This is a genomic window from Mesorhizobium sp. M7A.F.Ca.CA.002.04.1.1 (assembly GCF_004022805.1).
Lineage (GTDB): Bacteria > Pseudomonadota > Alphaproteobacteria > Rhizobiales > Rhizobiaceae > Mesorhizobium > Mesorhizobium ciceri.
Genome location: NZ_RZPL01000089.1, coordinates 1 through 11,707 on the forward strand (window position 1 = coordinate 1; position 11,707 = coordinate 11,707).

Consider the following 11,707-nt stretch of genomic DNA (forward strand, 5'->3'; position numbering starts at 1 on the left):
TAGGCTGAAATCCCGGCCAAGGCATAAACGGCGACGACCGCGACGACGCCGTTTATGCCTTGGCCGGGATTTCAGCCTATGTCGTCCTCGCGGCGCTGCTGTTGCTATTTGCAGCGGCAATACTGCCGGCCGCCGGCGCGCGCCAATCCACTGGCAGCGGAGCCGCCATCGAGGCCACCGGCCTGCAGAGGCTCTCGGGTGAATATCTGGCCGCCGCCGTCGCCGATCCGCTGATCATCTTCGACCGGGCTGCCACCATCGTCCATGCCAACGCCGCCGCCTTCGCCGCTTTCGGCGGCATCGCGCCAGGCATGTCGCTGTCGCTGAAATTCCGGGCGCCGGAAATGCAGGCTCTGCTGGATGGCGTGCTATCGGGCGATGTCGCCTCCGATATCGTCGACTATACGGAGAAGCTGCCGGTCGAACGGGCTTACCGGGTGAGCGTGTCCTCGGTCGGTCACGCCACCGATCTCTATGTGCTGGTGTTCAAGGACCAGAGCGAAACGCGCAGGATCGACCGCATGCGCGCCGACTTCATCGCCAATGCCAGCCACGAACTGCGCACCCCACTTGCCTCCATCGCCGGCTTTATCGAAACGCTGCGCGGGCCAGCCCGCAACGACGCGGCGGCGCGCGACCAGTTTCTGCAGATCATGCAGAGCCAGACCGGCCGCATGGCGCGTCTGATCGACGATTTGTTGTCGCTGTCGCGGCTCGAGATGAAACCCTATCTGAAGCCGGGAACCGAGGTGGACCTGCGCCAGACCGTCGACAGCGTCATCGACTCGCTCGGACCGCTGGCCAGCGAAAACGCCGTTGCCATCGAGCGGCGCTACGCCGACGGACCGCTTCATGTGCCTGGCGATCGCGATGAGCTTTTCCAGGTTTTCGAGAACCTCCTGGAAAACGCCTGCAAATACGGGCAGTCGGGTGGGCGCGTGGTTGTATCCATAGCGCATAGCGATGCCGGACCAGAGCCGGGCATCGACGTGACGATCAGGGACTTTGGCCCTGGCATTCCCGAGGAGCACATTCCGCGCATTACCGAGCGCTTCTACCGCGTCGATGTCGAGACCAGCCGGACCCAGAAAGGCACCGGCCTCGGCCTGTCGATCGTCAAGCATATCCTGACGCGCCACAACGCCCGGCTTTCGATCAAGTCCGAAGTCGGCAACGGCGCGGCATTCTCGGTTCATTTGCCGGCGCACTGATATCGCCCTAATTCAAGGGCACTGTTTCTTTTTTCTGTCATCCGGCTAGCGTATCAGCGGGGATTCGAGGAAACGACTCAAAATCAAAACACCCCGTGGGAAGGCATTTGCCATGCAGTCCGTGCACATCGTCAGCGCTTATGACGAGGAGTTGAAATATCTGTCGAAGCGCATCGCCGCGATGGGTGGCCATGCCGAGCGCATGGTCGAACAGGCGGTCACCGCTCTCGTCAATGCCGACCCGGGCCTTGCCCAGAAGGTCATCCGCGACGATACCGTACTGGACGAGGGCCAGCGCGAAATCGACGACAAGGCGATCATCATCATTGCCAAGCGTCAGCCGATGGCGGCGGATTTGCGCGAGATAGTCGGGACCATCCGCATCTCCGCCGACCTCGAACGGGTTGGCGATCTCGCCAAGAACGTTGCCAAGCGGGTTGTCGCCGTCACCGACGGACGCCAGCCGACCAGCCTGTTCCGCGGCCTCGAGGCTCTGTCCAACCTGGCATTGACCCAGCTCAAGGAAGTGCTCGACGTCTACGCGTCCCGTTCGGTGGAGAAGATCGGCTTCGTGCGCGATCGTGACGACCAGATCGACGCCATGTACACATCGCTGTTTCGCGAATTGCTGACCTACATGATGGAAGATCCGCGCAACATCACGCCCTGCACGCATCTGCTGTTTTGCGCCAAGAACATCGAGCGTATCGGTGATCACGCCACCAACATAGCCGAGACCATCTACTACATCGTCACCGGCGATCAGTTGCCGGCTGAGCGGCCCAAGGGCGACAAGACCGACAAAATCAGCCTTTCCGAGACGCAGCCGGTGAAGTGAACGCCGCCTCTCGAACCGTCACCCGATTTACGATAAGCTTTCCGGGCTTTGCCTCTATCCTCGTCCGTGGATTTGCTCCGGGAGGTCGTGATGGAAAATGTTCGGAACCTGACCCCGGCGCCTGCGCCGATATCCGGCATTATCGCTTGCGGCGTTTACACCGCGGGCCGCCGCATCGCCGACATTCCCATCGAGGAAGCCGGCGAATGGGCAAAAAAATCCGGTCACGTCGTCTGGATCGGCCTGTTGGAGCCCGACCGTAACCTGTTGCTGCGCGTCCAGGCGCAGTTTCACCTGCATGAGCTGGCGATCGAGGATGCCGAGCACCCGCACCAGCGGCCGAAGATCGAGCAATATGGCGACGCCTTGTTCATCGTCGCCCGCACCGCGCAGCTGATCGAGGGCCGGGTCACCTTCGGCGAGACCCATTTGTTCGTCGGCTCAGGCTACATAGTCAGCGTCAGGCACGGTCCCTCGACGTCCTATGCCGCCGTTCGTCAGCACTGGGAAAGCTGCCCGCACTCGCTGGCCAAGGGCGAGGATTTCGTCCTCTATGCCATCCTCGATTTCATCGTCGACAATTACATGCCGGTGCTCGAGCAGATCGAGGACGAGGTCGAGGCGATCGAGGACAAGGTTCTGCTGAAGCCGATGACCGCTCCCGACATAGAGCGGCTCTATATGCTGCGCCGCGATCTCCTGCGCCTGCGCAATGCCGCGCTTCCGCTGGTCGAAGTCTGCCGAAGGCTGACCAGCGCCGAGCTGCCGCAGATCCACACCGCCATGCATCCGCTGTTCCGCGACGTCACCGATCACATCCGCACCGTTCAGGAGAAGATCGACAGCCTGCGCGAGGTGCTGGCATTCGCTTTCGAGGCGAGCTTGCTGGTCGGCCAGAGTCAGGAAACGGCCAACACCAAGAAGCTCGCTTCCTGGGCCGCAATCCTGGCGGTGCCGACGGCGCTCGCCGGCATTTACGGCATGAACTTCAGCGACATGCCGGAACTGAAGATGGAATACGGCTATCCGGTGGTTCTGGCCACGATCGCGCTGATCTGCGCGTTTCTGTATTGGCGGTTCAGGAAGAATGGCTGGTTGTGAAGTAGGGCAGTAGGGCAGTAGGGCAGTAGGGCAGTAGGGCAGTAGGGCAGTAGGGCAGTAGGGCAGTAGGGCAGTAGGGCAGTAGGGTGGCATTTCGTGAGCGCGACTTTCCGCGCACATACTGCCCTACTGCCTTACTCCCCTATTCCCTTATCTACCTGCTCCGCCGCCGCTCCGATGCCGGCTGGAATGCCACGCGGGCGTGGTACTTGCAGTAGGGACCGGTTTCGGCGGCATCGTTGCCGCAGAAATGGAAGTCCTCTGAAAGCGGATCGCCGTTCGGCCATTTGCAGGTCCGCTCGGTCAGCTCGACCAGCTGCAGATGCCGCGAGATCGGCAGCACGACATTTTCGACCGGGCGGATGTAATGGCGTGCCACGGGTTCGGCGTCGAACTGCGTCTGCAAAGCGGTCGCGCCGACCGATGTCGTGACATGGCGTGCCGTGGTTGCGGCGCGTGATACCGATTTCTGGACAGTCGATCCTTGCGCTGCCTTCTTCTGGCGTGTTGGCGTGGCGGTCGAGCGACCGCGGCCCGACAGTTTCAGCCGATGCACCTTCCCGATGACCGCATTGCGGCTGACCCCTCCAAGCTGCGCAGCAATCTGGCTTGCGCTCAGACCCTCCGACCACAGTTTTCTCAAGAGTTCTACCCGCTCGTCAGTCCAGTTCATGAGACCGCGCTCCTCTAAGCGTGCGGCAATCGGAATCCTTCTCCCGACCCGGCAACATTTGCCAGGGCAGACACCACATATATCTGGTGATTAGGTCCGCCGCACGAAATCTAGTTATTTCTCGACTACAACTACTCTATGCGCTGACTCGGTGACAAGAGTCCCAAGTGCAACACGAATCGGTTTTTTCGGTTTTCCCCAACTTGCCCGGTCGCTTATGAGCCGGCGTCCCGTCGGGGGGCTTGCCGCGCGCCACTACGCGACGTTTTCGTTGACTTCATGGCCGAAAAACAGGATAAGCCGCACAGGCCGCCGCTTTGGCGGCTTTTTTGATTTTCCGGTACCGGAGACGCATATAATGAGCGGTTCGGCGCTTTACGAGACCTTTGCTCGCGCACCCCTGGCCTTCGACCACGGGGAAGGCACATGGCTGATTACCGACAAGGGCGAGCGATATCTCGATTTCGCCGGCGGCATCGCCGTCAATTCGCTGGGCCACAGCCATCCGCACCTGGTCGCCGCACTCACCGAGCAGGCAGCCAAGCTGTGGCATGTCTCCAACCTCTACGAGATCCCCGGGCAGAGCCGGCTTGGCGAACGGCTGGCCGACGCCACCTTCGCCGACAAGGTGTTCTTCACCAATTCCGGCGCCGAGGCGCTGGAATGCGCGATCAAGACGGCGCGGCGCTACCATTTCGTCAAAGGCCATCCCGAGCGCTTTCGCATCATCACCTTCGAAGGCGCCTTCCATGGCCGCACGCTGGCGACCATCGCGGCTGGCGGCCAGTACAAGTATCTCGAGGGCTTCGGCCCCAAGGTCGAAGGTTTCGACCAGGTCGGCTTCGACGACATTGACGCCGCCGAAAAGGCGATCACGCCGGAGACGGCCGCGATCCTGATCGAGCCGGTGCAGGGCGAGGGCGGTATCCGCCCGGTGCCGACGCAGTCGCTGAAGCGGCTCAGGCAATTGTGCGAGCAGCACGGCCTGCTGTTGATCTACGACGAGGTCCAGTGCGGCATCGGCCGCACCGGCAAGCTGTTCGCACATGAATGGTCGGGTGTAACGCCCGACATCATGGCGATTGCCAAGGGTATCGGCGGCGGCTTCCCGATGGGCGCCTGCCTTGCCACGGATGAAGCGGCGGTCGGCATGACCGCCGGCGTGCATGGCACCACGTTCGGCGGCAACCCGCTTGCCATGGCGGTCGGCAACGCCGTGCTCGATGTCGTGCTGGAAGACGGCTTCCTCGAAGATGTCCAGCGCAAGGCGCTGCTGATGAAGCAGGGTCTGGCGTCGGTCGCCGACGAGTTTCCCGAAATCATCGAGGACATCAGGGGTGCCGGGCTGATGCTCGGCCTCAAATGCGCCATGCCCAACACCAAGGTGAACATGGCCTTGCGCGACCAGCACCTGTTGACGGTTCCGGCCGGCGACAACGTCATTCGCCTGTTGCCGCCGCTCACCGTCACCGACGCCGAGATCCATGACGCGCTCAACCGCATCCGCGCCGGCGCCAAGGGCCTGGCGGAGGCGATCGCTTCCGCCGCGGCGAAGTAATCCCGGAATCATTGCTGATGTCAGTTCGCCATTTCACCGATCTTTCCACCGTTTCCGAAGGCGACCTGCGCTTGATGCTGGACGACGCGGTGGTGCGAAAGGCGCGGCTCAAGGCCGGCGAGCGCACCAAACCGCTCGAAGGCAAGGTGCTGGCGATGATCTTCGACAAGCCGTCGACGCGCACGCGCGTCTCCTTCGACGTCGGCATGCGGCAGCTCGGCGGCGAGACCATCATGCTGACCGGCACCGAGATGCAGCTCGGCCGTTCCGAGACCATCGCCGACACCGCCAAGGTGCTGTCGCGCTATGTCGATGCGATCATGATCCGCACCACCTCGCATGAGCGGCTGCTGGAATTGACAGAGAACGCCACCGTGCCGGTGATCAACGGACTGACCGACGATACCCATCCCTGCCAGCTGATGGCCGATATCATGACCTTCGAGGAACATCGCGGTCCGGTAGCCGGCAAGACCATCGCCTGGACCGGCGACGGCAACAATGTGCTGCATTCCCTGCTCGAGGCCTCGGCCCGGTTCCGCTTCAACCTCAACGTCGCCGTTCCCGAAGGCAGCGAGCCGGCGCAGAAGCATATCGATTGGTCGCAGGCGCATGGCGGCAAGCTGCACTTCACCCGCTCGCCCGAGGAAGCCGTCGATCAGGCCGACTGCATCGTCACCGATTGCTGGGTGTCGATGGGCCAGGAGCATCGCGCCCGCGGCCACAATGTGTTCTCGCCCTACCAGGTCAATGCCAAGCTGATGGCGAGAGCCAAGCCGGACGCGCTGTTCATGCACTGCCTGCCGGCGCATCGCGGCGAGGAAGTGACAGACGAGGTTATCGACGGACCGCATTCGGTGGTCTTCGACGAGGCCGAGAACCGGCTCCATGCCCAGAAGGCCGTGCTTGCCTGGTGTCTAGGCGCTTGAAGTGTCTGGGCGCTTGATCCCTGGGAGCTTGATCTGCGGGCGTGTGATGCCTATTTGCGCCGCATCACGCAAATCAAGCGCGTTTCGACGCATGCGCCCCGGAGGGCGGCATGGCCGCGCCCTGGAGCTTTGTCATGTTGGAAACCTATCAAGTGACTGAACATCACCCCAAACTCGGCGAATTCGGCTATGCCGGCGACGATCACGTCGTGCCGTTCGAGGTCGGCCCTCTCGACGTGCGCGGCCGCACGGTCCAACTCGGGCCGATGCTGGACGCCATCCTCAGCCGCCACGATTATCCCGAGCCGGTCGCCCGCCTGCTGGCGGAGGCCTGTGTGCTGACCGTGCTGCTCGGCACTTCGCTGAAGTTCGAGGGCAAGTTCATCCTGCAGACCCGCACCGACGGACCCGTCGACATGCTGGTTGCGGATTTTTCCACGCCCTCGGCGCTGCGCGCCTATGCGCGTTTCGATGCCGACCGGCTGGAAGCGCTGGTCGCGGCGGGCGAAACCTCCCAACAGACGCTGCTCGGCAGTGGCGTGCTGGCGCTGACCATCGACCAGGGCGCCCATACGCAGCGCTATCAGGGTATCGTCCAGCTCGATGGCGAGACCCTGGAAGACGCGGCACGCACCTATTTCCGTCAGTCGGAGCAGATCCCGACGGATATCAGGCTGTCGGTGGCCAAGCTTTTGACGCCCGGTCCCGGCGGCGCCCGCGAGCAATGGCGCGCCGGCGGTATCCTGGCGCAGTTCCTGCCGCAGTCGCCCGAGCGCATGCGCGTCCCGGACCTGCCGGGCGGCGATGGCGATCCGCGTGAGGAGATCCACGATCCGGTCGACAATTCCTGGCAGGAGTTGCTGGCTCTGCTCGGCACCATCGAGCCGACCGAACTGATCGACCCGACGATCGGCGCCGAGCGGCTGCTCTACAGGCTGTTCCACGAGCATGGCGTGCGCGTCTTCGGCGGCGTTCCGGTCGCCGACCAGTGCTCGTGCTCCAGGGACAAGATCCGCGGCATCCTCGAGGGTTTTTCCGCCCAGGAGATCAAGGACAGCACCGAAGACGGCGGCATCCACGTCGCCTGCGAATTCTGTTCGAAGCAATATGATTTCGACCCGGCGGAATTTGCGGCCCAGTAGAGTAGAAACCACGCCTCACCGGTCGCTCCGCGGCCGGTGAGGCGAAATCAATTCACCGTCCGCCGCGTCCCCGGCAAGTCCAGCGAAAACGCCGGAATGGCGATGTCGAACGTCTCGCCCCGCTTGTTGCGCATCGTGTAATGCCCGACCATGATGCCGGACGGTGTCGAGAGCGGGCAACCGGACGTGTACTGGTAGCTGTCGCCGGGATTGAGTTCGGGCTGGTCGCCGACCACGCCGGGGCCGCGCACTTCCTCGACCCGGCCGGTGCCGTCGGTGATGTGCCAATAGCGCGACAGAAGCTGCACGAAATCGTCCGACTGATTGTCGATCGTTATCTGATAGCCCCAGACATAGCGGTTCTCCGAGGGATCCGAACGGTCCTCCAGATAGAACGGCCTGACCTGCACTTCGATGTTGCGCGTGACGGCGCTATACATAAGCGGCTCCAAAAAACGGTTCCAGCGGAACTTTCGGCGCTCCGTGCGGTTAGGTCAACCGATCGAAGCCTCCTCTGGCCGGCCTCGCGGGCAGGTGCCGACAAAGAATGTCATTTAAGTGACATATGACAATGATGGTGTGCGCGGACTGGTGACGCGCGACTCGGGCGCTCTGCTGAACTGTTGAAACCGGTCATCTTGCGGACCGGTTTTCCTGGAGTGACCGGATCTCGATGCAACTCACTCTCATAGCCGCCACGCTTTCAACCGTCCTCATCCTCTCGAATCTCGCCAGCATCGTGCTCGCCGTGTCGCGTCTGAGACGGCGTCGCACCATTGCGCCGCCGGCCGGCAAGCCGCGGCCGGTGTCGATCGTCGTGCCGTCGCGCGGCGTCGAGCCGTTCACGCAGGAGACGCTGGAGCGCGCCTTCTCGCTCGACTGGCCGCGCTATGAGCTGATTTTCTGCGTCGCCCATGCCGACGATCCGGTGATCAAATTGATAAACAGGACGATCGTCCGGTTTCCGAAAGTGCCGGCCTGGCTGCTTGTCGGCGATGACCGCATCAGCGCCAATCCGAAACTCAACAATTGCGTCAAGGGCTGGGAAGCGGCGCGGCACGACTGGGTCGTCCTGGCCGATTCCAACGTGCTGATGCCGAGGGACTACATCCAGCACCTGATGGCTGCCTGGCGGCCCGGCACCGGCCTTGTCTGCTCGACGCCGATCGGCTCGCGGCCGGCCGGCTTCTGGGCCGAGGTCGAATGCGCTTTCCTCAACACGCTGCAGGCGCGCTGGCAATATGCCGGTGAGGCGCTCGGCCTCGGCTTTGCCCAGGGCAAGAGCATGCTCTGGAACAAGCCGATGCTCGATGCCAATGGCGGCATCCGCGTGCTGGCCGCCGAGATCGCCGAGGATGCCGCTGCGACCAAGCTGGTGAACAGTCTCGGCCTGCGCGTCAATCTCGTCGCCGCCCCCTTCGAGCAGCCGCTTGGCCGGCGCTCGTTTGACGAGATCTGGTCGCGTCAGGCCCGTTGGGCGCGCCTGCGCCGCGTCACTTTCCCGCTGTTCTTCGCACCCGAAATCCTGACGGGCGCCGTGGTGCCGCTGGTGCTTGCGCTGATTGCAGCGGCAAGCGCCGGCTTCAGCCTCTGGGCAACCGCCCTTGCCGTGCTGGCGGCCTTCTATCTTCCGGAGTGCGCCCTGGCCTGGTCCAAGGGCTGGTACCTGTCGCCACGCATGGTCGCCGCGATCATGGCGCGCGACCTGATCCTGCCGGCGATGTGGGGGCGCGGTTGGCTCGGCGGCGCCGTCGACTGGCGCGGCAATGCGATGACCATCGGCACCAAGACGGCCGAGCTGGAAGAGACGCCGTCCGGCGCCTGAAGGCCTCCTACCTGGCCTTCAGCGCCTGCGCGATGTCCTCGAGCAGATCGTCGGCATCCTCCAGGCCAACCGACAGCCTGAGCGTGCCCGGCCCGATGCCGAGCTCGGCGCGCGCCTCGTCGCTGAGATTTTTGTGCGTCGTCGTCGCCGGGTGGGTGATCAGGCTCTTGGCGTCACCGAGATTGTTGGAGATCAGGACGATGTCGAGCGCGTTCTGCACGGCGAAGGCCGCCTGCTTGCCGCCCTTGACGTCCAGGCAGATCAGCGTCGAGCCGCCCGACATCTGCTTCTTGACGATGTCGGCCTGCGGATGGTCGGCGCGGCCGGGATAGATGACGCGCGCGATTTCCGGCCGTTCGGCCAGAAAATCCGCGATCCGGCCGGCACTTTCCGTCTGCTGGCGTACGCGCAGCGGCAGCGTTTCCAGGCCCTTCAGCAGCGTCCAGGCGTTGAAAGGCGAAAGGCTTGGGCCGGTATGGCGGAAATAGTCGTGCAGGTTCTCGTCGATCCACTTCTTGTCCGACAGGATGACGCCGCCGAGACAGCGCCCCTGGCCGTCTATGTGCTTGGTCGCCGAATAGACGACGATATGGGCGCCGAGCTGCAAGGGCTTCTGCTGCAGGGGCGTGGCGAAGACATTGTCGACGATCAGCCTGGCGCCGATCGAATTGGCAAGCGAAGCGACAGCGGCGATATCGACCACTTCCAGCGTCGGATTGGTCGGGCTTTCCAGGAAGAACAGCTTGGTGTTCGGCTTGATCGCCTTTTCCCAGTTGGCGATGTCGGTGCCGTCGACCAGCGTCGCCTCGATGCCGTATCTCGGCGCCAGCGTCTCGACCACCCAGCGGCAGGAGCCGAACAGCGCACGCGCCGCCACGATATGGTCGCCGGCCTTGGCGCTGCACAGAAGGGCGGCCGTCACCGCGGCCATGCCCGACGCGGTGGCGCGCGCGTCTTCCGCACCTTCCAGCGCGCACATGCGCTTCTCGAACATGTCGACGGTCGGATTGGCGTAGCGCGAATAGATGAAACCCGGCTCTTCGCCCTTGAAACGGGCTTCGGCGGCTTGCGCCGTTTCGTAGACATAGCCTTGGGTGAGATAGATCGCTTCTGACGTTTCGCCGAAACCGGAACGCAGCGTTCCGCTGTGCACGAGTGCCGTCTGAGGCTTCCAGTTGCGCTTCTTGGTGCTCATCGCTTTTCTTCCAGACACAAAAAAACCGGCCGCGAAAGTCGCAACCGGTCCATACGGCCTTGCGGCCCGACGGTCCTTTAGCGACTTGTTTAACGTGGCTGCAAGCCGACCGGCCAAATCACCACGGGATAACGACCCTTTAGACCCGCACCGCGCTTGCGTCAATTGCCGGCTTCATTAAGAGGTTTGTACCAAGCAGGAGTGGAGCCTTGCGGCAGACAGGCATTCTTCCCGACCAGGACATATCGGCGCTGCTCCAGTCCGGCGCGCTGAAGTCGGCGCGTGCGCTCGACACCGACCAGATCCAGCCGGCCAGCCTCGATCTCAGGCTCGGCGACAAGGCCTGGCGGGTGCGCGCCTCCTTCCTGCCCGGCCCCAATCACAAGGTCTCGGAAAAGCTCGACCGGCTGCAGCTGCACGAGATCAATCTGGCCGAGGGCGCGGTGCTGGAGACCGGCTGCGTCTACATCGTGCCCCTGCTTGAAAGCCTGGCGCTGCCGGCGGACATTTCAGCCTCGGCCAATCCGAAGAGTTCGACCGGACGGCTCGACATCTTCACCCGCGTCATGACCGATCGCGGCCACGAGTTCGACAAGATCGCGGCCGGCTATCATGGCCCGCTCTTTCTGGAAGTCAGCCCGCGCACCTTCCCGATCGTCGTCCGCACCGGGTCGCGCCTGTCGCAGATCCGTTTCCGCACCGGCAATGCGCTGCTCTCCGAAGCCGAGTTGCACGACCTGCATCGCACGCAGATGCTTGTCGCCACCGAGCCGCCGAACATTTCCGGCGGCGGCATCGCGCTGTCGATCGACCTCAACGGCGATCAAAGCGGCTTGGTCGGCTATCGCGGCAAGCATCACACCGGCCTCGTCGATGTCGACAAGCGCGCGGCCCAGGAAGTCGTCGACTTCTGGGAACCGATCCACAAGAGCGGCGCCGGCGAACTGGTGCTCGACCCCGATGAATTCTACATCCTCGTCAGCCAGGAGGCGGTGCATGTGCCGCCGCTCTACGCCGCCGAGATGACGCCCTTCGATCCGCTGGTCGGCGAATTCCGCGTCCATTATGCCGGCTTCTTCGATCCGGGCTTCGGCCATTCCGCATCCGGCGGCACCGGCAGCCGGGCGGTGCTGGAAGTGCGCAGCCATGAAGTGCCGTTCATCCTCGACCACGGCCAGATCGTCGGCCGGCTGGTCTACGAGCATATGCTGAAGCGGCCGCAGGCGCTCTACGGC

At 63.4% G+C, this 11,707-nt stretch carries 10 protein-coding genes, 1 pseudogene and 1 riboswitch; of the genes and pseudogenes, 8 read left to right on the forward strand and 3 right to left on the reverse strand.

The features are described from left to right. Positions 1 to 47: 47 nt before the first annotated feature. From ENZ75_RS07210 to ENZ75_RS07220, 3 genes and pseudogenes are all read left to right on the forward strand, one after another. A pseudogene (locus tag ENZ75_RS07210) lies at positions 48 to 1,211 on the forward strand (ATP-binding protein); the annotation flags it as partial. 112 nt (positions 1,212 to 1,323) lie between these two features. Further along, positions 1,324 to 2,049: a phosphate signaling complex protein PhoU gene (gene phoU, locus ENZ75_RS07215; RefSeq protein ID WP_013533646.1), complete on the forward strand. Its 726-nt coding sequence runs from the start codon at positions 1,324 to 1,326 to the stop codon at positions 2,047 to 2,049. A 90-nt stretch (positions 2,050 to 2,139) separates the two neighbouring features. Continuing rightward, positions 2,140 to 3,150: a magnesium and cobalt transport protein CorA gene (locus ENZ75_RS07220; RefSeq protein ID WP_013533645.1), complete on the forward strand. Its 1,011-nt coding sequence runs from the start codon at positions 2,140 to 2,142 to the stop codon at positions 3,148 to 3,150. Positions 3,151 to 3,304: 154 nt separating this feature from the next. Here ENZ75_RS07220 and ENZ75_RS07225 read toward each other — a convergent pair whose 3' ends face one another. Then, on the reverse strand, positions 3,305 to 3,823 hold the full coding sequence (locus ENZ75_RS07225; protein ID WP_063170012.1) for a GcrA family cell cycle regulator: 519 nt from the start codon (positions 3,821 to 3,823) through the stop codon (positions 3,305 to 3,307). Positions 3,824 to 4,181: 358 nt separating this feature from the next. On the opposite strand from ENZ75_RS07225, the gene ENZ75_RS07230 reads away from it, so the two are divergent. The 3 genes from ENZ75_RS07230 to ENZ75_RS07240 all read left to right on the forward strand — a co-directional run bounded on the left by ENZ75_RS07230 (position 4,182) and on the right by ENZ75_RS07240 (position 7,452). Then, a complete protein-coding gene (locus ENZ75_RS07230) occupies positions 4,182 to 5,381 on the forward strand; it encodes an aspartate aminotransferase family protein (RefSeq protein WP_063170013.1) in 1,200 nt (399 codons plus the stop codon). A 17-nt stretch (positions 5,382 to 5,398) separates the two neighbouring features. After that, positions 5,399 to 6,310 (forward strand): ornithine carbamoyltransferase, encoded by a 912-nt coding sequence (argF, locus tag ENZ75_RS07235; protein ID WP_013533642.1) that lies wholly within the window; start codon positions 5,399 to 5,401, stop codon positions 6,308 to 6,310. 110 nt (positions 6,311 to 6,420) lie between these two features. After that, complete coding sequence (locus tag ENZ75_RS07240) at positions 6,421 to 7,452, forward strand: Hsp33 family molecular chaperone (protein WP_013533641.1); 1,032 nt, start codon at positions 6,421 to 6,423, stop codon at positions 7,450 to 7,452. 47 nt (positions 7,453 to 7,499) lie between these two features. Here the strand turns inward: ENZ75_RS07240 and apaG are convergent, their stop codons facing one another. Further along, on the reverse strand, positions 7,500 to 7,892 hold the full coding sequence (apaG, locus tag ENZ75_RS07245) for a Co2+/Mg2+ efflux protein ApaG (RefSeq protein ID WP_013533640.1): 393 nt from the start codon (positions 7,890 to 7,892) through the stop codon (positions 7,500 to 7,502). Positions 7,893 to 8,125: 233 nt separating this feature from the next. On the opposite strand from apaG, the gene ENZ75_RS07250 reads away from it, so the two are divergent. Further along, positions 8,126 to 9,277 (forward strand): ceramide glucosyltransferase, encoded by a 1,152-nt coding sequence (locus ENZ75_RS07250; RefSeq protein WP_063170014.1) that lies wholly within the window; start codon positions 8,126 to 8,128, stop codon positions 9,275 to 9,277. A 7-nt stretch (positions 9,278 to 9,284) separates the two neighbouring features. On the opposite strand, the gene ENZ75_RS07255 is transcribed toward ENZ75_RS07250, so the two are convergent. Further along, on the reverse strand, positions 9,285 to 10,472 hold the full coding sequence (locus tag ENZ75_RS07255; protein ID WP_128277997.1) for an O-succinylhomoserine sulfhydrylase: 1,188 nt from the start codon (positions 10,470 to 10,472) through the stop codon (positions 9,285 to 9,287). A 57-nt stretch (positions 10,473 to 10,529) separates the two neighbouring features. Further along, positions 10,530 to 10,607: riboswitch (SAM riboswitch) on the reverse strand. A 74-nt stretch (positions 10,608 to 10,681) separates the two neighbouring features. Here ENZ75_RS07255 and ENZ75_RS07260 point away from each other — a divergent pair. Then, positions 10,682 to 11,707, forward strand: a 1,026-nt coding sequence (locus ENZ75_RS07260; protein ID WP_128277999.1) for a 2'-deoxycytidine 5'-triphosphate deaminase, incomplete at its 3' end; no start/stop codon positions are given.

Bases quoted from the DNA above. Each gene is read 5' to 3' on its own strand.
- phoU (WP_013533646.1), top strand. From the start codon at position 1,324: ATGCAGTCCGTGCACATCGTCAGCGCTTATGACGAGGAGTTGAAATAT.
- ENZ75_RS07220 (WP_013533645.1), top strand. From the start codon at position 2,140: ATGGAAAATGTTCGGAACCTGACCCCGGCGCCTGCGCCGATATCCGGC.
- ENZ75_RS07225 (WP_063170012.1), bottom strand. From the start codon at position 3,823: ATGAACTGGACTGACGAGCGGGTAGAACTCTTGAGAAAACTGTGGTCG.
- ENZ75_RS07230 (WP_063170013.1), top strand. From the start codon at position 4,182: ATGAGCGGTTCGGCGCTTTACGAGACCTTTGCTCGCGCACCCCTGGCC.
- argF (WP_013533642.1), top strand. From the start codon at position 5,399: ATGTCAGTTCGCCATTTCACCGATCTTTCCACCGTTTCCGAAGGCGAC.
- ENZ75_RS07240 (WP_013533641.1), top strand. From the start codon at position 6,421: ATGGCCGCGCCCTGGAGCTTTGTCATGTTGGAAACCTATCAAGTGACT.
- apaG (WP_013533640.1), bottom strand. From the start codon at position 7,892: ATGTATAGCGCCGTCACGCGCAACATCGAAGTGCAGGTCAGGCCGTTC.
- ENZ75_RS07250 (WP_063170014.1), top strand. From the start codon at position 8,126: ATGCAACTCACTCTCATAGCCGCCACGCTTTCAACCGTCCTCATCCTC.
- ENZ75_RS07255 (WP_128277997.1), bottom strand. From the start codon at position 10,472: ATGAGCACCAAGAAGCGCAACTGGAAGCCTCAGACGGCACTCGTGCAC.